At 59.6% G+C, this 22,811-nt stretch carries 15 protein-coding genes; 9 read left to right on the top strand and 6 right to left on the bottom strand.

What is annotated here, in order from left to right:
- Positions 1–368: 368 nt before the first annotated feature.
- Positions 369–4,262 carry an autotransporter domain-containing protein gene (locus L904_RS09440; RefSeq protein WP_245267317.1) on the top strand — a complete coding sequence of 1,298 codons (3,894 nt, stop codon included), beginning with the start codon at positions 369–371 and terminating at the stop codon, positions 4,260–4,262.
- Positions 4,262–4,822 carry an invasion associated locus B family protein gene (locus L904_RS09435; protein WP_020810533.1) on the top strand — a complete coding sequence of 187 codons (561 nt, stop codon included), beginning with the start codon at positions 4,262–4,264 and terminating at the stop codon, positions 4,820–4,822. Before L904_RS09440 ends, L904_RS09435 begins: the two co-directional genes overlap by 1 nt.
- Here L904_RS09435 and L904_RS09430 read toward each other — a convergent pair.
- The 4 genes from L904_RS09430 to L904_RS09415 form a co-directional block, all read right to left on the bottom strand.
- Entirely contained in the window at positions 4,819–7,959 is a 3,141-nt protein-coding gene (locus tag L904_RS09430) for an efflux RND transporter permease subunit (RefSeq protein WP_020810534.1), read from the bottom strand. The genes L904_RS09435 and L904_RS09430 overlap by 4 nt on opposite strands.
- Positions 7,956–9,233, bottom strand: coding sequence for an efflux RND transporter periplasmic adaptor subunit (locus L904_RS09425; RefSeq protein WP_035263644.1), 1,278 nt, complete (start codon positions 9,231–9,233; stop codon positions 7,956–7,958). Before L904_RS09425 ends, L904_RS09430 begins: the two co-directional genes overlap by 4 nt.
- Positions 9,234–9,522: 289 nt before the next feature.
- A complete protein-coding gene (locus L904_RS09420; RefSeq protein ID WP_003519875.1) occupies positions 9,523–10,719 on the bottom strand; it encodes a polysaccharide biosynthesis/export family protein in 1,197 nt (398 codons plus the stop codon).
- A 414-nt stretch (positions 10,720–11,133) separates the two neighbouring features.
- Entirely contained in the window at positions 11,134–12,258 is a 1,125-nt protein-coding gene (locus L904_RS09415; RefSeq protein ID WP_003519874.1) for a glycosyltransferase family 4 protein, read from the bottom strand.
- A gap of 503 nt (positions 12,259–12,761) precedes the next feature.
- On the opposite strand from L904_RS09415, the gene L904_RS09410 reads away from it, so the two are divergent.
- The 5 genes from L904_RS09410 (at position 12,762) to L904_RS09390 (ending at position 18,121) form a co-directional block, all read left to right on the top strand.
- Positions 12,762–14,288: an ABC transporter substrate-binding protein gene (locus L904_RS09410; RefSeq protein WP_020808538.1), complete on the top strand. Its 1,527-nt coding sequence runs from the start codon at positions 12,762–12,764 to the stop codon at positions 14,286–14,288.
- Between the two features lie 208 nt (positions 14,289–14,496).
- The gene (locus L904_RS09405) at positions 14,497–15,438 is read left to right on the top strand and encodes an ABC transporter permease (RefSeq protein ID WP_020808539.1); all 942 of its coding nucleotides are present in this window, start codon (positions 14,497–14,499) and stop codon (positions 15,436–15,438) included.
- On the top strand, positions 15,438–16,313 hold the full coding sequence (locus L904_RS09400) for an ABC transporter permease (RefSeq protein WP_020808540.1): 876 nt from the start codon (positions 15,438–15,440) through the stop codon (positions 16,311–16,313). The genes L904_RS09405 and L904_RS09400 overlap by 1 nt, the downstream gene beginning before the upstream one ends.
- Position 16,314: 1 nt before the next feature.
- Positions 16,315–17,538 (top strand): amidohydrolase/deacetylase family metallohydrolase, encoded by a 1,224-nt coding sequence (locus tag L904_RS09395; protein ID WP_020808541.1) that lies wholly within the window; start codon positions 16,315–16,317, stop codon positions 17,536–17,538.
- A gap of 88 nt (positions 17,539–17,626) precedes the next feature.
- On the top strand, positions 17,627–18,121 hold the full coding sequence (locus tag L904_RS09390; RefSeq protein WP_003519868.1) for a RidA family protein: 495 nt from the start codon (positions 17,627–17,629) through the stop codon (positions 18,119–18,121).
- A 6-nt stretch (positions 18,122–18,127) separates the two neighbouring features.
- Here the strand turns inward: L904_RS09390 and L904_RS09385 are convergent, their stop codons facing one another.
- Positions 18,128–18,964, bottom strand: a complete 837-nt coding sequence (locus L904_RS09385; protein WP_020808542.1) for an IclR family transcriptional regulator — start codon at positions 18,962–18,964, stop codon at positions 18,128–18,130.
- Between the two features lie 88 nt (positions 18,965–19,052).
- On the opposite strand from L904_RS09385, the gene L904_RS09380 reads away from it, so the two are divergent.
- Together L904_RS09380 and L904_RS09375 are read left to right on the top strand one after the other, a co-directional pair.
- Positions 19,053–20,249 carry an aminotransferase class V-fold PLP-dependent enzyme gene (locus L904_RS09380; protein WP_020808543.1) on the top strand — a complete coding sequence of 399 codons (1,197 nt, stop codon included), beginning with the start codon at positions 19,053–19,055 and terminating at the stop codon, positions 20,247–20,249.
- Between the two features lie 100 nt (positions 20,250–20,349).
- The gene (locus L904_RS09375) at positions 20,350–22,185 is read left to right on the top strand and encodes an ABC transporter ATP-binding protein (RefSeq protein WP_031233347.1); all 1,836 of its coding nucleotides are present in this window, start codon (positions 20,350–20,352) and stop codon (positions 22,183–22,185) included.
- On the opposite strand, the gene L904_RS09370 is transcribed toward L904_RS09375, so the two are convergent.
- Complete coding sequence (locus L904_RS09370) at positions 22,182–22,811, bottom strand: glutathione S-transferase family protein (protein ID WP_031233348.1); 630 nt, start codon at positions 22,809–22,811, stop codon at positions 22,182–22,184. The genes L904_RS09375 and L904_RS09370 overlap by 4 nt on opposite strands.

The following is a 22,811-nucleotide window of genomic DNA, read 5'->3' as shown; positions in this document are numbered from 1 at the left end:
CATCAATAAATATGAGTTCTATTATGATTTATGGCAATTATTTTTCCAAATGGGCTAATTGAGTTGAATATGAGGATGATTCGCCGGATCGGGAGAGGGCGGAGCGAAGCGCCGGTATGGGAGGTTGGATGTCCGGTTGTTTCTACCGTCAAACGGGGAAGCCGCGAAAGACTGGCTTAAGGGCGATAGTTTCGCCCGGGCGTTCCCGGCAGACACCGGCGAGCTTCCTCATTTTGTTGTTTTCCGTTGCAATATCTCACCCTGCCTTAGCCGAGACGATAGTCTGGCAGGGCTCCGCGACGGACGACTGGTTTTCCACTTCCAATTGGCCTTCTTACCTATGGGTGCCCGGGCCGGATGATGCGGCCATGATCAATGGTGATGGGCCGACGATCGCCGACGGCAAAGAGGCCAAAGCCTACGATTTGTTTGTAGGGATCACGGCGGATGGCACCATGTCGGTCGAAGGTGGCCTGTCGACAGCCTATACCCGTCTCGGAAATTCCTTTGGCGTCTCCGGCACCCTGAATTTTTCTGGAGGAACATGGTCGAACGACCGCGATGTGTCGGTGGGTGAAAGCGGTCTCGGCGAACTCCGCCTCATTGGAGGCAGTCAGGCGGTTTCCGGCGGAAATATCTACGTTGGCAAGGATCAGACGGGACAGGGCACCTTCGTGCTGGACGATTCATCCAGTTTCGAGAATTCCGGCACGATTTTCGTGGGCTACGGCGGTGGCGTCAATCTGCTGGAGGTACTGGGCGCAAGCCGTCTGGAAACTGGCGGGCTGGTCGTGGCCAACGGGGACGGCATGCTCGGAACAGTATCCGTGGAAGGACAGGGCAGCAGCCTGAGCGTTTCCGACGGAATGGTTGTCGGCGGTGGCGGTACTGGAGTTTTCACCATTGCCGGCGGTGGGGTGGTTGCGAGCCGGGGCACGACCGTGATTGGCGATTTGGAGTCGTCGGATTCGAGTGCGCTCACAATAAATGGCGCAGGTTCTCTGCTGGAAACAGAAGGTACTCTGGTCGTCGGTAATTTGGGTGCCGCCACCATGTCGGTCGGCACGGCGGCGACCGTTGACAGCGGAACCGTAGTTATCGGCCGCCATTCGGTAGGTATTGTTACTATAAAAGGTGGCGGCACCAAATGGATGACAGGCGGCTTGCTGATCGGTGGCGATGCTTCTGATCCCATCGGAAATGCCGGGAGTGGCAGGCTTACCGTCGAGACGGGCGGTACGGTGGAAAGCGTCTCCGGGCGCCTCGGCATTGTTGCCGGCTCTACGGGTCACGTGACTGTGGACGGCGGCGGTTCTGCCTGGACGGCTGGAAGCGGCGGCCTTGGCGTGGGCGTTGACGGCGCCGGCGAGCTGGCCATAACCGGTGGGGGGATCGTCGGTTCCGCCCGCACCGTTCTTGCTGCAAACGCTGGCAGCACCGGCTCCGCCGCTGTTTCCGGTTCCGGAACCACCCTGCGTAATGACGGCGACCTCTATGTGGGCGGCGCCGGCGAGGCGTCCCTGCATGTCTGGGCGGGCGGCACTGTCACCAGCGATAATGGATATGTCGCGACGCTCGCCGGTTCGAAGTCCTCCGTGATCGTCTCTGGCGGCGGATCGAGCTGGACGCTGGCCAGGGCCCTGATCGTCGGCGATCAGCGAGGTGCGGAAGGAGAGGTTGCGGTCACTACTGGCGGTGATATTCGGGCAGGCGAGGTCAAGCTGGGCTATTTTGCTGGCTCTTCCGGCACGATGACAATAGACGGGGCCGACTCGAGTGTAACCGTGCGGGTCGACAATAATCTTGCCTATTCCGGCTATATGGATATCGGATACGGTGGTTTCGGCAGGGCTATAGTGTCCGATGGCGGTTCGCTCGATGCCTATCGGCTTTTATTGGGCACGAGGGCGGGTTCGAGCGGGATATTGCGGGTGAGCGGCGTAGGATCGCGCGTCGAAACCGAGAATGCCCTTACTATAGGCCACGCCGGCAGCGGTGCGGTGGAGGTGACGGGCGGTGCTTCGCTTGCTGCGACAATCCTCATCATTGCATCCGAAGCGGGATCGACCGGTGTGCTGAATATTGGCGCCGCTGCCGGGCAGACGGAACGTTCCGCCGGGGAAGTCGAGGCGGAGGCGATCGTGTTCGGTGCCGGCAACGGCCGCATCGTGTTCAACCATTCCGAGACGAATTATACCTTGTCGGCCGATATTTTCGGCGCAGGCCATGTCGATGCGGAAAACGGCGTGACGACGCTCAGCGGCCAGAACACCTATTCCGGTGGTACCAGTGTCTCTGCCGGAACGCTGAAGGGAAGCGCCACGAGTTTCGGTTCGGGCAGGATCGCCAACGATGCGCAGCTTGTCGTGGATGGGGCGGGTACGCTTTCGAATGTCATCAGCGGTTCCGGCGCCATTGAGAAGACGGGCAGCGGCAATCTGGTTCTTACCGGTAACAACAGCTATTCCGGCGGCACCACGATTGCGGCCGGCACATTGACGGGAGGGGCGACAGGCTTCGGTTCGGGAGAAATCATCAATAATTCGCAACTTGTCGTGGAAGGTGCGGGAATTTTTTCGAATGCCGTCAGCGGCACCGGCGCTTTTGAGAAGACGGGCGATGGCAATCTGGTTCTTAGCGGCGACAGCACATATACTGGCATTACCGAGGTTTCGTCCGGCAAGCTCAGCGTCAACGGCTCGCTTGTCAGCACCGTTTTCGTAGATGACGGGGCGACGCTTGGCGGTTCCGGCACCATTGGCGGCCTGACCGTTGCTTCCGGCGGCACGCTTTCGCCTGGCAATTCCATCGGCACGCTCACCTCCACCGGCGATGTGACATTCGCCAGCGGCTCGGTCTATTCGGTCGAAATCGATGCGTCCGGCAATTCCGACAGGCTCGATGTCAATGGCACGATCACCATCGGCAACAATGTCAATCTCGTCGTCACGACGCTTTCGAGCCATTCGGCCTATAGTCTCCGCACAAGATACACCATCTTGACGGCGACCGGCGGCGTTACCGGCGTTTTTTCCAGCATAGATGAAAATTTCGCCTATTTGATCGCAAGCGTAACGAAGAGCACCGATAGCGGTACCGCCTATCTCTCCTTCACCCGGACATCGCTTGAGGCAGGGCTCCTTGCCTCCGCGACGTCGACGGAAAATGCGGGCGCGGCGAATGCTGTCGAGGCGCTGGGGGAGGCTGCACCGCTTTATCAAGCAGCCGTGTTTCTTCAGCAGGGAGAAGCCCAATCCGCCTTCTCGCAGCTTGCGGGCGCGCTCCAGCCTTCGCTTGCAATGGCGTTGATAAGCCGTAGCCAGCTGACGCGCGACGTTATTCTCGACAGGATGCGCAGCGCCTTTAACGGTATCGATGCGCGACCGATCCTGCCCATTGCCGGTTCAGGCGGAAAGCAACCAGAGAATATCGGCGAAGACCACCTCACTTTCTGGTCCAGTGGTTTTGGCTCGCGCAGTCGTCTCGGTGGCGATGGTCATGGTTTTTCTGTCGAGACCAATGGTGGCGGCGTTCTTTTCGGTGTCGATGGAGATTGGGACAACGGCTGGCGCACGGGTCTGGCCGCCGGTTACGGTCGCGACACCGTCAGCCAGATCGACCTCGCCGCGTCGGCGAATGTGGACAGCTATTATCTCGCCGCCTATGCGGGCACGGCGATTGGACCCACTTCCCTGAACTTCGGCGCAATTCACGCCTTTCAGAATGTGGAAACCCAACGGGCGATTTCGTTTTCGACACTGAAGGGGGAACTCGCTGCCGGTTACGATGCCTCCACCACGCAGGCCTTTGCTGAAGCGGCCTGGCGTTTCGATTTCGACCCGACCCATGTCGAGCCCTATGCCAATATCAGCTACGTGAACACCCATACGGATGCTTTTCAGGAGATTGGCGGCATTGCCGCCGTTTCGTCCGGCCCGGCAAACCACGGCCAGCTCTATACCACGCTCGGCGCGCGCATCAGTCGCGATTTCGCCGTTGAGGGTGGGCTTGGGCGGGCGATGTTCGACGTGGCGTGGCGACATGGCTATGGCGATAGGGCTCTGGAGAGCAGATTATTTTATGATGGCGGCAGCGGCTTTTCCGTCGCAAGTGCTGCGACGGCGCGTAATGTGGCATTGCTGAATGTCGGCCTGAGCTATGATCTCAATCCCTTCGCCACTTTGACATTCCGTTATGGTGCAGTTTTCGGAGCGGGGGTGGTGGAGCAATCCGCCTTTGCCGAGCTGGGAGTTCGTTTCTGATGACGTGCACTCTAAACCGGCTCTGGAAAGCATTCCTGCTTATTTTCGCCGTCACCGGTGGGGCGAATGGTTCGCCTGCGCAGGAGGCTGCGAAGACGGTTGCGCCCTTGCATGAGGTTTATGGCAGCTGGCAGGTCGCCTGTGCAGCGCTTGCGAAAACAGGGGATGCCGTTGCAGCCGTAAAACCGCTCTGCGCCATCGCCCAGATACAGCTCGAGGAAAAAACGCGCAAGCTGGCCATGTCCGCCGAATTCCGGCTGGACGATGCGGCAAGGCCGGACAGGCTTTCCGGCGTATTGGTGATGCCTTTCGGTCTGGCTGTCACGAAGCTTTTTTCGGTGAAATCCGGAAATATCCGGCTGCAGGAAGTGCAGGTCAGCACCTGTCTGCCGGTGGGTTGCATTGTTTCCTTCACGCCATTCGTGGAACTCGCGTCGGCCTTGAAGGCGGAGCAGACCTTGACGATTGAGGCCCCTGATCTCGAGGGGCGCATCATTTCGTTCCAGTTGCAGGGCAAGGGATTTGCCGAGGCGCTGAAGCGCCTCGAAAATCTGCGTTAAGCGGCAACGGAGTCCGGTTCGCCGGTCCCTTCCGGCTTTTGCGGCTCGGCGTGTTTTTCCGCCTTTTTCCGGCGGGAAAACAGCCCGGTGAGGAAATGGCCGAACCGGTCCATTTCCACGAAGATGACAGGCGTGATGAACAGCGTCAGCAATTGCGAGACGATGAGGCCGCCGACCACGGCGATGCCGAGCGGCTGGCGCAGTTCCGAACTCGCGCCCGAGCCGAGCGCGATGGGAAGCGCCCCAAGCAGCGCGCAGAAGGTCGTCATCATGATCGGCCGGAACCGGCGCACGCAGGCCTCGTGAATGGCGGTTGCGGGCGGTTCGGCCTTTTCCCGCATCAGTTCCACCGCGACATCGATCATCATGATCGCGTTTTTCTTGACGATGCCGATCAGCATCAGCAGGCCGATCAGCGCGATGATCGAGAAATCCATGCCCATCACCTTCAGCGCCACCAGTGCGCCGAAGGCCGCCGCCGGCAGGCCGGAGAGGATAGTCAGCGGGTGGATGAAGCTCTCGTAAAGCACGCCGAGAACCACATAGATGGTCAGCACCGCCGCCAGAATGAGGATGCCGGTATTGCCCTGGCTCTGCTGGAAGATCGCCGCCGTGCCGCCATAACTGGTGAAGACATCCTGCGGCAGGCCTATCGTGCTCTTGATCTGATCGATCCGGCTTGTGGCATCGGAAAGCGCCACGCCATCCGGCAGGTTGAAGGAGATGGTGGTGGAGACGAGCTGGCCCGTCTGGTTGATGGTGACAGGCGCCTGTGTGCGGGTGAGCGTGGCGAAGTTTGAAAGCGGAACCAGAACGCCCGATTTCGCCGAAAGAATGTTGATATCGCTGAGGAAATCATCATTCCACGGTTTCGAGCTGTCGAATTCCACAATCACGTCGTAGCTGTCGCCGGTGGACTGGATCTGTGCCGCCGTATAACCGCCAAAGGACATTTCCAGCGTCTTGCGCAACTGGTCATTGGTGATGCCGAAGGCGGCGGCCTTTTCCGGATCGACGGAAATCGTCGCGGCGATCGCGCCGTTCTGGGCATCTGACGTGACGGAGGTGAAGGTGTGGTCGCGGCGCATCGCTTCCATCAGCTTGTTCGACCATTCATTGGTCGTGTCGGCATTCAGGCCCTGAACGACGAGCTGGTATTGGCTGGCGGAGCTGCGCCCGCCGAAACGCAGGCTCTGCTGCGGATTGATATAGGTGCGGATGCCCGCCACTTTCGATGTGGCCTGCCCCAGTTCCGTCAGCACCTGGCTCAGCGGCGCGCGCTCTTCCTTGGGCTTCAGCTCCACGAACATCGAGCCGTTGTTCAGCGGATTGCGTGAATTGCCGCCGACAATGGAGGTGACGTGCACCACGGCCGGATTCTTGCGGATCTGATCGGCGACCTGAGCCTGGAGATCGCGCATCGCCGTATAGGAAATATCCTCACGCGCCTGTGTCGAAACCGAAAGACGACCAATATCTTCCTGGGGAAAGAAGCTGGAGGGCAGGGTTTCGAAGAGATAGAGCGATGCCGCGACCGAAGCAAGAAACGATGCCAAAACGATGCGGCGATGGGTGAGGCACCAGCCGACGGCGCGGCCATAGGCGCGTAGCGTCCGTTCGAAACCCGCATCGAACCAGCGGATGATCGCCGGTGGTCTGGAGGAGTGGCCGGAGAGGCGCGAAGCGAGCATCGGCGTCACCGTCAGCGAGACCAGTGCCGAGGCCATGATCGCGAGCGTGACGACCATGCCGAATTCGTTGAAGAGTCTGCCGATGACGCCGCCCATCAACAGGATGGGAATGAAGACCGCAACCAGCGAGACGGACATGGAGAGAATGGTGCTGCTGACTTCCGCCGCGCCCTGAAGGGCCGCTTCGCGCATGGGCAGGCCTTTTTCATGCAGGCGCAGGATGTTTTCCAGCATGACGATGGCGTCGTCCACCACCAGCCCCACCGAAAGTGTCAGGCCGAGCAGCGAGATATTGTCGATGCTGTAGCCCAGAACATACATCATGCCGAAGGCGGTGATGAGAGACAGAGGCACGGCAAGGCCCGGAATGATGGTCGCCGTCAGGTGCCCGGTGAAGAGATAGATAACCGCAACCACCAGTCCGATGGTAAGAAACAGCGTGAACTGAACGTCCGAAATCGCGTCCTTGATGGCGGTCGAGGCGTCATTCATGACGTTGATATTGACCGAAGGCGGCAACTGCTGGTGAAGCGCCGGCAGCTTGGCCTTGATGGCGTCCACTACATCGACCGTATTGGCGTCCGGCTGGCGCTGCACGGCAAGAACGATGGCCTGTTCGCCGTCGAACCAGCTGCCGGCATTGGTGTTGTCGATGCTGTCGGTGACATTGGCGATATCGCCGAGATGGATCGGCGCGCCATTATTCGTCGAGACGACCAGCGAGCGGAAGGCGGCCGCATTGGTGCGCTGGGTATCGGCCTCGATCGTCAGGCGCTGATTGTCGTTCTGCAACGCCCCGACGGGCACCTGATTATTCGCCTGGGCGATGGCGGTGGTGACGGTGTCGACGCCGAGCCCTCTTGCCTGAAGCTGGGCCGGATCGAGGCCGATACGCACGGCATAGGTCTGCGCGCCATAGATGCTCACCTGCGCGACGCCCGATATGGTGGAAAGAAGCGGCGAGATGATGTTCTCGGCGATTTCGTCCACCTTGCTGGTCGGCATCTCCTTGCTATTGACGGCCAGCAGCAGCACCGGCGCATCGGCCGGATTGGTCTTGCGATAGCTCGGCGTCGTCGTCATGTTGCTCGGCAATTGCCGCTGCGCGCGGGAAATCGCGGCCTGCACATCGGCTGCCGCTGCATCGATATCGCGGTTGAGATCGAACTGCAGCACGATCGAGCTGTTGCCGAGCGTATTGGTGGCGCTGATTTCGCTGACGCCGGGAATGGTCTCGAACTGCTTGACCAGCGGTGTGGTGACCGATGTGGCCATGGTTTGTGGCGAAGCGCCGGAAAGCGACGAGGAAACGTTGATCGTCGGGAAATCCACCTTCGGCAGGGCGGCGACGGGCAGCAGGCGGAAGCCGGCAAGCCCGGCCAGCACCAGGCCGATGGCGAGAAGCGTAGTGGCGACGGGCCGGTTGATGCAGAAATTCGGGATCATTGGTCGCCAACCTTTTCCTGCGGAATATTGGCGGCCAGATTGCCGGCCGCGCCGCCCTTGTCGGAAAATTGCTCGACCACGAACTGGCCGTCGGCAAGTTCGGATTGACCCTCGATAATCACATGCTCGCCATCATTGAGGCCGCTTGCGATGGCGGTAAGATCGCCATTCGAGCGGGCGACTTCCACCGGCGTCATATGGGCATGATGCTCGCTATCGACGGTATAGACGAAATTGCCCTTCGGCCCCGGCCGCACGGCGACCGTCGGCACAACGATCATTTCATCGTCCGAAACGAAGTGCGCGGTGACATTGACGGACTGGCCGGGCCATAAAAGACCGCGATCGTTCTTGAATTCCGCCTTGGCCAGCACCGTACCGGAGGTCTGATCCACCGTATTGTCGTAGAACCGCAGTACGCCGCTCATCGGTTCGCCCCCCGTCGCCGCGGGGTCGACATCGACTGCGGTATCCTTCGCCACGCCTTCGCGCAATTGCGGTAGATAGCGCTGTGAGAGCCGGAAACTGACCGAAATCGGATCGTATTTGGTGATCGTCACGATATTGACGCCGGCGCTGAGATAGGCGCCGGGGCTGACGCTGATATCACCGAGCCGCCCATCGAAAGGGGCACGGATTTCCATGTGCTCGAGCGTCACCTGGTCGGAGGCAAGCGTTGCCTTGTCGGCATCGATCTTGGCGCTGGCGCTATCCCGCGCCGCCCTTGCCTGATCCAGCACCTGCTGGGATTCCGCGCTCTGCTTGACGAGGTTGGCGGCGCGCTGGAAGGCGGCCTCCGTCTGCTCCAGCGTTGCCTGATCGGCGGCGATATTGGCCTTGTCCTTGTCGACAGCGGCGCGGGCGATGCGGTCATCCATCTTGAGGATAAGGTCGCCCGCCTTGATATGCTGACCGTCCTTCGCCTCGATTTCCATGACAAGGCCGGCCTGAAGCGGCGCGATATTGGTGATGTCGGCCGCAACCGCCCAGCCCGTCGCCGTTGCATCCATCGGCAGCGTCGCCTTGCCGACGGCGATGGTGCTGACGGTGGGTGGCCCGCCATTGCGCCGTCCTCCGCCCTGTCTTTGTCCCTGCTGCCGGGCTGGTTGGCCGCTTTGGGAGGACTTCGCCGCCGTTTCGGCGTCGGCCCTGGGGGACACGCTGGCAAATTGCTTGAGATAGGGGACTTGATCGAGCGGCAGGCGATCCTTGAAATACCAGGCACCGGCGGCTGCGATGGCAAGAACGCTGAGAGCGGTCCAGAAACGTTTCATCTGACGATTCCGCGTAATGAGAGCGATACATGTTTCCCGAACATGTGCGGTAAGCCTTGGGAGCAGCTTTCCCCCACAAGACACCCAATGCGCTGCGAAATCACCTTAAACTTTTGTAATGGCGGCGACAATGACCGTCGCTATATGCCCTGTCTTTTGGGGAACTGACGTTTTCGGTTCCTGCCCCATGCAATGCTTGACCATGTTCCCTTTCGCCACTGGTTCCGGCCAAAGAAAAAGCCGCCTCGTTTCCGGGGCGGCTCTGGCATGGATGGTGAAAAGCCTCCGATTAGAAGGCCCGGATGGCGTTGCGGGTCGCAAGCACGTCCTCGGCGACATTGCCCGTCGTTGCCGGTACGGAGCCGACGAGATCCAGGAACTTGTAAAGTTCGGTGGCCTGCGAGTTGGTGACATAGATGATGTCGCGATCCTGCATCGGGAACTTCGTGGCGGCGAAGAAGGTCGACGGATCGCGCAGATTGGCGCGGAAGATGACCGGAACGTCCTGTCCGGGGAACTTCGACGTATTGATGCCGAGCTTCACGAGAAGATCGCGCTTGACGATACGATAGACATAGACCTGAGCCGGGTCAGCACGGGAATCGAGCAGTCCGCCCGCTTTGCCGAGTGCATCCGAAAGCTTGAGATCGGCATCCTCGAACTCGAAACGTCCGTTGAGGCCCGAAGCGCCGAAGGCAAGGTAGGTGCGGCGTTCACGTTCCACCATGATCGTGTCGCCCGGAACCACATAGATATTTTCGGACGGCGTGCTGACGAGGTGGTTGTAATTGACGCGGGCGGTCTTGCCGCGGCGGATCAGCGTGACATAGGATTCGATATTCGGGGCGCTGAGGCCCTTTGCATAGGAGATGACGTCGAGAACCCGATCGCCCGCTTCCGAAAGCTGAACTTTCGTCGGTTCCTTGACGTCGCCCAGCACGGAGGCCTGTGCGGAGCGGCTGGAAATCTTGGTGATGAGAACCTGCGGCTCGATGGCGCGGTTGGCGAGCCGTTCCTCGATTTCGCTCTGCACATCCTCGACATTGCGGCCGGTGGCGCGAATCTTGCCCGCATAGGGAACGCTGATATTGCCTTCCCGGTCCACGGTCTGGTTCGGCAGGCTGATGAAGTTGCCGGGACGGCTGCCCGCGTCGTTCGGAATGAAGAGGCCGCCGGCCTGGCTTTCAAAGATCGCGACCTGCACCACGTCGCCGACGCCCATCGGCAGCGCCGGAACGCCGCCCTTGCCGCCGCCGAAACTGCCGAGCAGGGTGGTGGTTGTGGTGTCGCCGACGTAGTTGAGGACGGAGCTGTTGATGTCGAGCAGCGCGTAGTCGACACCGGCGGTTTTCTGCTTGTCCTTGGAGGCGAATTTCACAGAAGCGTTAGATTCGATCGAGGCTGCATCGGGGCCGGAGGCCGCAGTAACCGTGCAACCCGCCAGTGCTGCAGAGGCAAGCAGAATCGAAACATTCAATAAACGCATTTGGTCCTCGAAATGAATGTCGTCCGAAAAGCAGAAATAATCCGGACATCGTATAAGTTTTTAAAAATAAGCACTTCATAAATGACACCGGTAAAGGAAATCCAAACCGGCATTACATCCGTTCAGCGGAATCGCATCCCAGGATGTTTACGTCTCCTATCAGGCATATGCCCAATTTCAGACGATGCTTCAAGTTCATCATCGCTCAACTGCGCCGAAAAATTCCGGGCGAGGCACGATGTTCGAATCCCCTGATGGTGTCAGTATTGTTGCGCTTCAATATTCAGTCGGATGCCATAATCTCTTTGATTGCTGCATTGCGCTAGTGCAGTTTTGTCACGCTTGCGCGGTTTCTTTTGCTGTTGACTGACGTGAAGACTAATTAATTGTTTTGTAAATGTTTTTATGTGCCTGTCATGCCCGCTCAGCCAGTGCGAAATTCACGGTATCCGCGAATTCCCGCAGGAAACGCTCGCGTGAGAAGCGGGCGGCATTGTTGATGCAGGCGTTCTTGTCGAAGCGGTCGGAATTGTCGACGAACTCCTGTACGGCGGCGCAGATCGCCTCCGGTGTCTGCTCACCGAAATAAAGGCCGGTCGGATGGTTGGAGGCGCCGAGCGGAACGACGGTTTCCAGCACGCCGCCCTTGCCATAGGCGATGACCGGTGTGCCGAGCGCCTGGGATTCGACCGGCACGATGCCGAAATCGTCTTCTGCCGCAAAGACGAAGGCCTTGGCCTCGGCCATGTATTTGTGAAGCTCGTCATTGCCGACGAAACCTAGAATTTCGACATTCGGCGTGGCGATTTCGCGGATGCGTTTCATGTCCGGCCCGTCGCCGATGACGACCAGCCGTTTGTCGGGCATCTTTGCAAAGGCTTCCACGATCAGGTGCACCTTCTTGTAGGGCACCAGCCGCGATGCTGTGACGAAATAGTCACCCTTAAGCTCGGACGGGGAAAGATGGGAGGTGTCCACCGGCGGATAGATCACGGTGGAATCGCGGCCATAACACTTGCGCACCCGGTTACGGATGAATTTGGAGTTGACCGTCATCAGGTCGACACCGTTGGCGGTGCGGATGTCCCACATGCGGATATAGTGCAGAATGGCGCGCGCGATCCATGAGGTGAAGCCGCGCGTCAGTCTGGTTTCCTTGAGATACTGGTGCTGGAGGTCCCAGGCGTAGCGGATGGGGCTATGGATATAGGAGACGTGAAACTGGCCCGGGCCGGTGATGACGCCCTTGGCAACCGCATAGCTCGAGGAAATCACCAGATCGTAGCCGCTCAGATCGAACTGTTCGATGGCGAGCGGCATCAGCGGCAGATAGGAGCGGTATTTTTTCCGGGCGAAAGGCAGCTTCTGGATGAAGGAAGTGTTGACGGGACGGCCGCCGAGAAACCCCCGGTCGCGCTCGCTCATGAAATCGACAAGGCAGTACAGATCCGCGTGAGGGTAAATTTCAAGAAGGTTGTGAAGCACTTTTTCGGCCCCGCCTCTGTCGGTGAGCCAGTCATGCACGATTGCCGTCTTCATAATTTCCTCAATAATTTCAACGTAATAAAAATTAATGTTCCGCCATGGAATAAAGTTTGGCGGTGTAGAATATCAGGTCTGTCTGCAGCCCTTGAAAATACGGCTGGCGGCGTCAAATAGCGTAACGATTAATAAGAATATGCCGGTATGTCTGTGGTGGCCTAGCGTTAGTCCGCTCTTTAATAGCACTTTGTTCGCAAATGCGAAATATCCAACCTTCTTAATTCCCTTTCTTCCTTTGCAGTCAAACGCCGGTCGTCATTCCCTCTCTCCCAGCCGGAAGAGATGGTTATCACGGCACGCCGTATTTTTGGCGAAACTCCCGTTTTTTCATCGCCTTAAACGATGCCGCCTTCTTTCGCAAATACCTGTCCTGCGTTTCGCCGATCATGGAAACCCATCATCGTGCCGCATTGTCATTGACAAGGCGTCTTATCGAGATATTCTGTTATAAAGATGCATATAACATAATAATGGAACACATAAGAGCTGGGAGCTTGACCATGAGACGTAAACTTGCATTTCTCGCCACCGCCGCTTTGCTGCTTGCGCCGGGTGTAATGATGGCTGCGGAGAAGGGTGGCGTCATCAATGTCGCCACGATCGGCGAACCGCCGACCCTCGACCCCATGGCGTCTACTGCCGATCTCGTCGGCATCGTCACGCAGCATATTTTCGAAACGCTCTATACCTTCGACAAGGGCTGGAAGGTGACACCGCTTCTGGCGGAAAGCCTGCCCGAGATCAGTGCGGACGGCAAAACTTACACAATCAAGCTCAGGCAGGGCATCAAGTTCCATGACGGCAGCAACATGACGTCCGAAGATGTCGTCGCCTCGCTCGGCCGCTGGATGAAGATCGCCTCGCGCGGCAAGCAGGCAGCCGGCTTTATCGAGAATATCTCCGCGCCGGATGCCGGAACGGTCACGATTGCCCTCAAGCAGCCCTATGCGCCGCTCGCTTCGCTGCTCGCCTTCAACAATTCCGCAGCCATCATCCTGCCGGCCGAAAAGCAGGCGGAGCCGATGGCCGAATTCATCGGCACCGGCCCCTATATGCTGAAGGAACGCAAGGCCGACCAGTATATCCAGCTCGTCCGTTTCGATGGCTACAAGTCCCGCGACGGCGAAAGCGATGGTTATGGCGGTGCACGCCATCAGTATCTCGATGAAATCCGCTTCGTTCCGGTGCCCGATCCGAATACCCGCGTCGAAGCCGCCGTTTCCGGGCAATATGATTATGTCGATTCCATTCCGGTGGAATCCTTCGACAAGGTGAAGTCGTCGTCTGCCTCGCAGCCTTTGATGCTGAAGCCTTTCGGTTATCCGGTCTTCGTGTTCAACACGAAGGAGGGGCTTTCTTCCAAGCTGGAGGTCCGCAAGGCGGTGACCGAAGCGCTGAACATGGAGGATATGCTGGCGGCCGCTTTCGGCAGCACGGATTTTTATGCGCTCGATGGCGCCTATTATCCCGATAATTTCTCCTGGCATTCGGAAGAGGGCGTCGAAGGCAATTATAATCTCGGCAATCCGGAAGCCGCCGCCGAAAAGCTGAAGGCGGCCGGTTACAACGGCGAGCCGCTGCGCATCCTCACCAGCCGGCAATATGAGTTCCATTACAAGATGGCGCAGGTCGCGGCGGAATATCTGAAGCTTGCCGGTTTCAAGGTGGATATGCAGGTGGTGGACTGGGCGACGCTGACGCAGCGCCGCGCCGACCCGAAGCTCTGGGATATCTACATCACTCATAGCCCCTTCCTGCCGGAGCCGGCGCTGATCGGCGCGCTCTCCACCGGCTCGCCGGGCTGGTGGGATACGCCGGCGCGCAAGGCGGCGGTTGACGCCTTCACTTCCGAAGCCGATCCGGACAAGCGTATCGCGCTCTGGGCCAATGTGCAGAAAACGATCTATGCCGAGCTGCCGCTCATCAAGATCGGCGACTTCAATGCCGTGGCGGCCAAGTCCAATAAGCTGGAAGGCGTCGATCCGGCTCCATGGCCTTATTTCTGGAATGCTTCGGTTACGAAATAAGGCCGGCACCGCACGCCGTCACCCCGGCCTTGAGCCGGGGTCCAGCGCGATCAAGTCCTTGATCGCAAGAGACCTTTTCACCACGCGAACGCGTGGTGGCTGGATGCCGGATCAAGTCCGGCATGACGGAAGTGAGCAGTCGATCTTTAAGCAACCCGTTTCAACCGTCGCCTGATAGCGGCAATCACGCGCTTCGGAGCTATTATACGTGATACGGTATATTTTCCAGAGACTTGCGGGAATGATCGTGGTGATGTTCCTTGTCGTCACCATCGTCTTCGTCATCCTGCGCGTAACACCCGGAGACCCGGCGGCCGTGATGCTGGGGCCGGATGCCTCGGCGCAGGACATTGCGGAGTTGCGCAGCCGGCTCGGCCTCGACCAGTCGCTTGGCGTGCAATATGTCTATTATATCGGGCAATTGCTGAAGGGCGATCTCGGCCAGTCGATCTTTCTTAACATGCCGGTCGGTTCAGCGCTGCTGGACCGGGCCGAACCGACCTTCTTCCTGACGATTTTTTCGCTGTTGATCGCCAGCATCATAGCCCTTCCCATCGGCATTTACGCCGCTTACCGGCGCGGTTCCTTCGTGGATCAGGCAGCCACCACCATTGCAATGCTGGCGGCGAGCATTCCGAGCTTCTGGCTTGGCCTCATTCTCATGCAGGTCTTCGCCGTCCGGCTCGATATGTTCCCGGTATCGGGTTATGGCGGTCCGGGCGCGAGCTTCCTTGAGCGCATGTATCACCTGACGCTGCCGGCCATCGCGCTCGGCCTCGTTTCCTCCGCCCTCATCCTGCGCTTCACCCGCGCCTCGATGCTGGATGTTTTAGGTGACGACTATGTCCGCACCGCCCGTGCCAAGGGCGTCAAGGAGCGCCGCGTGGTGATGAAACATGCGCTGAAAAACGCGCTTATTCCCATCCTGACCGTGCTCGGACTTACCGCCGCCGTGCTGATTTCCGGCGCAGTCGTCACGGAAACCGTTTTCGGTCTGCCGGGCGTCGGCAATCTCGTCGTCTCGGCCGTTCTCCGGCGGGATTATCCGGTCATTCAGGGCGCGCTTCTCGTCATCGCCGGGCTTTACGTGCTCATCAATTTTGCAATCGACATGCTCTATCTGCTGGTCGATCCGAGGGTTCGTTACTGATGGCCGATATCGTTTCCACCGCCCCGCCGGCACGCAACCCGACCGTCCTGTTCATCCGGCGCCTCCTGAAGCGCAAGACGGTCGCTGCCGGTCTCATCGTGCTGCTGGTCTTCGTGCTTCTCGCGGTTTTCGCGCCGATGATTGCGCCGTATTCGCCATCGAAACTGTCGATTGTGAACCGCCTGAAGCCGCCAAGCGAGCTTTACTGGTTCGGCACCGACGAGTTCGGTCGCGACGTCTTCTCGCGCACCATTTATGCCGGAAGGCTGTCGCTTCTGGTCGGTGCCGCCGTGGTGGCGCTTTCGGCGCTGATCGGCATCACGCTCGGCCTGCTTGCCGGTTTCTTCCAGAAGCTGGATACGCCGATTGCCCGCCTGATCGATGCGATGATGGCCTTTCCGGATATTCTGCTGGCGATTGCGCTGGTAGCGGCGCTCGGCCCGTCGCTGGCGACTGTCATCATCGCGCTTGCCGTTGTCTATTCGCCGCGCCTTGCCCGCATCGTGCGCGCCTCGACGCTGGTGATCCGCGAATTACCCTATGTGGAGGCGGCGAAGGCGCTCGGCATCTCCACCTTCCACATCATGACGCGGCATGTGCTGCGCAATCTGGTCTCGCCGATCCTCGTGCAATGCACCTTCCTTTTCGCCAGCGCCATGCTGGCCGAGGCCGGCCTGTCGTTTCTGGGGCTCGGTGTCAGCCCCGAAATACCCACCTGGGGAACCATGATCTCCGCCGGCCGCCAATATATCGGCCAGGCGGACTGGATGACCTATTTCCCCGGCTTTGCCATCATTCTTTCCGTGCTGTCGCTGCAAATGGTCGGTGACGGGCTGCGGGACATGCTCGACCCAAGACTGCGAAGGGATTTGTAATATGACGTCCGGTGAACAGGCGAAAACGCCTCTTCAAGCTCCCATTCTTCTCACCAATGTCAAACCTGTCGGTTTCGGAAAGGGGGCATCCCAAGCCTCGACCGATATTCTGATCGGCGGCGATGGCAAGATCGCTGCGGTTGGGCCTGCCATTCAGGCGCCTGCGGATGCGCAGCGCATTGATGCCAAGGGTGCCTTCGTCTCGCCCGGCTGGGTCGATCTGCATGTGCATATCTGGCACGGCGGCACCGATATCTCCATTCGCCCCTCCGAATGCGGGGCGGAACGCGGCGTGACGACGCTGGTGGATGCCGGTTCGGCGGGCGAGGCGAATTTCCACGGTTTCCGCGAATATATCATCGAGCCCTCGAGGGAGCGCATCAAGGCCTTCCTCAATCTCGGCTCCATCGGGCTCGTCGCCTGTAACCGCGTGCCGGAACTGCGGGATATCAAGGATATCGATCTCGATCGTATCCTCGAATGTTACGCCGAAAACAGCGAACATATTGTCGGCCTGAAGGTGCGGGCGAGCCATGTCATCACCGGCTCCTGGGGCGTCACACCGGTCAAGCTCGGCAAGAAGATCGCCAAGATCCTGAAAGTGCCGATGATGGTGCATGTGGGCGAACCGCCGGCACTTTATGATGAGGTGCTGGAAATTCTCGGCCCCGGCGATGTCGTGACCCATTGCTTCAACGGCAAGTCAGGCTCCAGCATCATGGAAGACGAGGACCTGTTCAACCTTGCCGAACGCTGCGCTGGCGAAGGCATCCGGCTGGATATCGGCCACGGCGGCGCATCCTTCTCCTTCAAGGTGGCGGAAGCGGCGATTGCGCGCGGCCTGTTACCGTTCTCGATTTCGACGGATTTGCACGGGCATTCGATGAATTTCCCCGTGTGGGATCTGGCGACCACCATGTCGAAGCTGCTGTCGGTTGACATGCCCTTCGAAAATGTCGTCGAGGCCGTTACCCGCAATCCGGCCTCCGTCATCCGCCTCGATATGGAAAACCGTCTCGATGTTGGCCAGCGCGCCGACTTCACCATTTTCGATCTAGTGGATTCCGATCTGGAAGCGACCGATTCCAACGGCGATGTGGCGCGCCTGACGCGTCTGTTCGAGCCGCGTTACGCGGTCATCGGCGCGGAAGCGATTGCTGCCAGCCGTTACATTCCAAGGGCGCGCAAGCTGGTGCGCCACAGCCATGGTTATTCCTGGCGCTGAACCCAAATGGACAAGGCGGAGGAGGGCAATCCCCTCCGTCTTCCGCAGAGATTAAGGGATACCCGTCCCTATATTATGAGGAATTCGCGTGAAACAGTCTTCGCTTGAGGCAGAGGGACGCCATTCGCCCTATGACCGGCTCGCCGCGCTCGGCATCTCCCTGCCGCCGCCGCCGCCGCCGATCGCCAATTTCGTCACCCATGTGGTGGAAGGCAACATGCTTTATCTTTCGGGGCAGGGGCCCCGGGAGGAAAACGGCCATCTTTACGCCGGCAAGGTGGGCGCGGAAATCGGGCTGGAAGAGGCCTATAACCATGCGCGTCTCACCGGCATCAATCTCCTCGCCGTCATGCATGAGGCGCTGGGTGATCTGTCGCGGGTGAAAAAAGTGGTCAAGCTGCTCGGCATGGTCAATGCGGTGAGCGATTTCCGCGATCACCCGAGCGTCATCAATGGCTGTTCCGATCTCTTCATCGATGTGTTCGGCGATGCGGGACAACATGCCCGCTCCGCCGTTGGTTTCGGCTCACTGCCGGGCAACATCACCGTTGAGATAGAAGCCATCGTCGCACTCAAGGACTGAGGCCGTTCAATGGTTGCGCCAGCCCATCAGCTTCTCGATCCGTTCCGCCGAGACCCTGACCTGTTCGGTATAATGGTTCTCGTCCGCCAGCACCTTCTGCTCCGGCAGCACGATGGAAATCGTCGCCACGCATTCGCCCCTGTTGTCGCAGATCGGCGAGGCGATGCAGGCGACGGCGTAGTCGGATTCGGCGACCTGTATCGACAGCCGGTCATGGAAGGCGGCGCCTGCCGATTGCGACAGGGTCTCCGGGTTGATTTCCGCACGGCCCGTGGGAGACGTGCGGGCGCAGCGCCGGAAAAGCTCGACGCGTTCGGTCTCCGGAAGATGCCCGACCAGCAGGCGGCCGGATGCCGTCCAGTTCAAGGGAACGCGGGTGCCGACGCGCGAGGCGACCTGAAAATGGCTCGGACCATCCGCCATGGCCAGCACCAGCATATGGTCGCCGTCGCGGCCGCAAAGCTGCACGGTCTCGCCCGCGTGGCGGCACAGATCGTGCATTTCGTGGGTGGCGACACCCATGAAATCCAGCGAGCGGGCATAGGCAAGACCATAATGGTAAAGCCGCGCGCCGAGCCAGATATTGCCATCGGCATTGCGCGCCAGCATGTTCTTTTCGACGAGATCGTCGACGATCACATAGACGGTGGAAAGCGGCGCCTTGATCGCCTTGGCGATGGCGTAGGCGCCAGCCGGCGATCCGGTTTCGTAAAGATAATCAATAACCTGAAGGGCGCGGTCGATGCCGCTGACGCGCGAGCGCTTGGCCGCCTTCGCGTCCGCGTTTTCGGCGGCCTCGGACAGGGCGGTTGAAGGCGTTTCGTTCAGTATATGGGCGTCCAATTTTGGCTCCTCATGAATTTTGAGAAGCTATTACATTATTATGGCATATATGTCGATGCCCATCGCATCGCAAAGACAGGAGAAAGACATGACCGAGGATATCAGAAGCAGGATCGGCCTTCGCCCGGTCATCAACGTCTCGGGCACCATGACCTCGCTCGGCGCTTCTATCGTCGTTCCGGAAGCGGTCGAGGCCATGGCGGCCATCCTGCCGCAATTCGTCGAGATCAACGATCTGCAACGCAAGGCAAGCGCGGTGATATCGAGGCTGACGGGCGGCGAGGCCGGTTTCGTCACGGCCTCCTGCTCCTCGGGCATAAGCCTTGCGGTGGCGGGCGCCATTACCGGCAATAATCTGCTGGCCATCGAAAAGCTGCCCGATGTGACCCCGGAAAAGAACGAGGTTCTGGTGCAGATGGGCCATGTGGTGAGCTATGGCGCGCCGGTGGATCAGGCGATCCGCCTCGGCGGCGGCAAGGTGGTGCTGATCGGGCAGGCGACATCGGCCCATCGTTTCCACATGGAAAACGCCATCACCGAAAAGACGGCTGCAGCGGTCTATGTCGTCTCGCACCATGTGGTGGATTACGGCCTGCTGCATCTTTCCGAATTCGTCGAGATCGCCCATGCCAGGGGCGTGCCTGTCATCGTGGATGCGGCTTCCGAATATGATCTGAAGCTGTTTCTGGCAACGGGCGCGGATGTGGTGCTTTATTCCGGCCACAAGTTCCTCGGTGGCCCGACTTCCGGCATCGTCGCCGGCAAAAAGGAGCTGGTGCGCAGCGCCTTCCTGCAGAATATGGGCGTCGGCCGCGGCATGAAGGTCGGCAAGGAAAGCATCTATGGCGTCATGGCTGCGCTGGAGGCCTGGGAAAAGCGCGACCATGCCGGCATTCGCGAGCGTGAAACCGGCTACCTCAACCTCTGGAAAAAGAAGTTGGACGGACGCCCGGGCGTGACGGCGCTGATCGAGCCCGACCCGACCAACAACCCGCTCGACCGTCTGCGTGTCATCATCGATGCCGAGGAAGCGCATATCACCGCCTGGGACCTGACGACGGCGCTCGCCAAAGGCAGCCCGCCGATCATTGTCCGCGACCACGAGGTGGAGCACCGCTATTTCTATCTCGACCCCTGCAACCTGCATCCCGGCCAGGAAACCATTGTGGCTTCCCGGCTGGCCGAGGAGCTGGACAAGGCGCGCGCCTCCAACGAGGTGATTGCAACACCGTTCGAGGACCGCAGCCGCCACCGTTTCGACAGCATGCTGCGCTGGCCGGACTAAGTGAAGCGAGCGGGTGCCGCGTATTTCTTCTCCCCGAGAGGGAGAAGAGATTTGCCGCAACGCCGTGCCTGAGTTGAAACATAAAAAGAAGGGAACGATCATGACCATGCCGCAGGCAGCACCGCTCGGTGCCGAAGATGCCGTGCTTTCCGTCCGCAATCTCACCACGTCCTTTCACGTGGATGGCGGCTGGAAACCGGTGGTGCGTGATATTTCCTTCGATGTCGGGCCGGGCGAGACTGTTGCGATCGTGGGTGAAAGCGGTTCCGGCAAAAGCGTTACCTCGCTTTCCATCATGCGGCTGCTGGATCGGGAAAGCAGCAGGGTGCAGGGTGAAATCCTGCTCGGAGGTCGCAACCTGCTCTCCCTTTCTGAAGACGCCATGCGGCGGGTGCGGGGCAATGAGGTCGCCATGATCTTTCAGGAGCCGATGACCAGCCTCAATCCGCTCTTCACCATCGGCGACCAGATTTCCGAGGCTCTGTTGTGCCATCAGCCGATGTCGAAAGCTGATGCGCGGGCAGAGACGATCCGCCTGCTGGAAAAGGTCCGTATACCCTCCGCCGCCTCGCGCTTCGATGAATATCCGCATCGCTTTTCCGGCGGCATGCGCCAGCGCGTGATGATCGCCATGGCGCTCGCTTCCCGGCCGAAGCTCCTGATCGCCGACGAGCCGACGACGGCGCTTGATGTGACCATTCAGGGCCAGATTCTCGACCTCATCAAGACGCTGCAGGAAGAGGAGGGCACCTCAGTCCTGTTCATCACCCATGACATGGGTGTGGTGGCCGAAATCGCCGACCGCACGGTCGTCATGTATCGCGGCGAGCAGGTGGAAGTCGGTGCGACTGCGGATATCTTCCACCGCGGTAAACATCCCTATACGCGCGCACTTTTGTCCGCCGTTCCGGTTCTGGGGTCGATGAAAGGCGAGGAAAGACCGCTCCGTTTTCCCATCGTCAATACCACCACGGGTGAAACGCAGGAGCCGGCGCGTCCGGCCGATACAGTCGACGCCGCCGCACGGCCCGTGCTCAAGGTGGAGGGACTGACCAAGCGTTTCGATATCCACTCCGGTCTTCTGGGGCGCCTCAGTGGCCGGGTGCATGCGGTGGAAAACGTGTCCTTCGATCTCAGGGCCGGTGAAACATTGTCATTGGTGGGCGAAAGTGGCTGCGGCAAATCCACCACCGGACGCGCCATCATGCGGCTGATCGAGCCGGATGCCGGTTCGGTCGTGGTCAACGGCGAAAACATTCTCGCACTCGACAAGACGGGCATGCGGGACATGCGCAAGACGGTTCAGATGATCTTTCAGGACCCTTTCGCCTCGCTCAATCCGCGTATGACGGTGGGCGCGGCGATTGCCGAACCTTTTCTGGAACACCGCATGGGAAGCGCCCGCGAGGCGAAGGATGTGGTGGCCGACATGCTCAAAAAGGTCGGCCTCTCACCGGACATGGCGTCGCGTTACCCGCATGAATTTTCCGGTGGTCAGCGCCAGCGCATCTGCATCGCCCGTGCCTTGGCGCTTCAGCCCAAGGTGATTGTCGCGGACGAAAGCGTTTCGGCGCTGGATGTTTCCATCAAGGCGCAGGTCATCAACCTGATGCTGGATCTGCAACAGAGCCTCGACCTTGCCTTTCTGTTTATCAGCCATGACATGGCGGTGGTGGAACGTGTCAGCCACCGGGTGGCGGTGATGTATCTCGGCGAGATCGTCGAAATCGGTCCGCGTGCGGCTGTCTTCGGCAATCCGCAGCATGACTATACCCGCAAGCTGATGGCGGCCGTGCCGGTGCCGGACCCGGATCGCCGCAACACGAGGCGAGGTGCTGCGAATGACGAGCTGAAAAGCCCGATCCGCGCCGTCGATTATGTCGTCAAGCCGCGTGAATATCGTGAGGTTTCGCCTGGCCACCTCGTTGCCTGTTAAAGTCCCGGTACGTCCGATGTTGCGAAGGGCACGCGATAACCGCGCTTAAAACTTTCCCGCTGTCCAAGCTGGCGATACCATCGCTGTACCGCCGGAAAATCATCGAGATTGATTTTGTGACGCGCGAAACGCGAAACCCATGGCCAGATGGCGATATCGGCGATGGACAAATCTCCCGCCACATATTCCCGCCTCGTTAAACGGTCGTTCAATGTCCGGTAGAGCCGCTCCACATCCGCCGCGAAACGCGTCTCGGCAAAGGGGGCCTGTCCGGCATGGTAGGTCAGGAAATAATGGGCATAACCGAGTGTCGGGCCGAAATTGGCGGCCTGCCACATCAGCCATTCGGTGACGACCAGTCGCTCGGTCGCGGAGGCGGGCAGAAGCCGGCCCGCCTTTTCGGCAAGATAGATCAGGATCGCGTTCGATTCCGTCAGGACGGTACCGTTCTCATTGTCGACAATCGCAGGGATTTTCGAGCCGGGATTGATGCGGACGTAATCGGCGGCAAATTGCTCGCCTTTTTCGATGTCGATGGCATGGCCGGCATAGGGCAGGCCAAGTTCTTCCAGCGCAATCGAGATTTTAAGGCCGTTGGGCGTGATCCAGGTATAAAGGTCGATCAT

It is taken from the genome of Agrobacterium sp. LY4 (genome assembly GCF_001526585.1).
Taxonomy (GTDB): domain Bacteria; phylum Pseudomonadota; class Alphaproteobacteria; order Rhizobiales; family Rhizobiaceae; genus Agrobacterium; species Agrobacterium leguminum.
This window is presented reverse-complemented; position numbering and strand designations above follow the sequence as displayed.